This window comes from Sulfitobacter sp. CW3, assembly GCF_019392245.1.
Taxonomy (GTDB): Bacteria; Pseudomonadota; Alphaproteobacteria; order Rhodobacterales; family Rhodobacteraceae; genus Sulfitobacter.
This window is the reverse complement of record NZ_JAHXRL010000280.1, coordinates 1-266: the sequence shown is the minus strand read 5'-3', so window position 1 is coordinate 266 and position 266 is coordinate 1. Positions and strand designations below refer to the sequence as shown.

The window sequence follows — 266 nt, the reverse complement described above, 5'->3', positions numbered from 1 at the left end:
AACGGCGACCTCGGCACTGTAGCGCGCATCGATGAGGACGAGGGCGCCGTGATCGTCGAGTTCGAGGGGCGGGAGGTGATCTACCCCTACGGCGAACTCGACACGCTGGTGCCAGCCTACGCCACGACCATCCACAAATCGCAGGGCTCGGAGTACCCCGCAGTGGTGATCCCTCTGGCGATGCAGCACTGGACGATGCTGGCGCGCAACCTCCTCTACACGGGCGTGACCCGCGGCAAGCGCCTGGTGGTGCTCCTTGGGCAGCG

General features: G+C 66.5%; 1 protein-coding gene. It reads left to right on the top strand.

Features of this window, described 5'->3' with window-relative positions; genetic code table 11:
• Positions 1-266: ATP-binding domain-containing protein (locus KZZ06_RS21085; RefSeq protein WP_219581900.1), on the top strand; the 266-nt coding region annotated here is incomplete at both ends.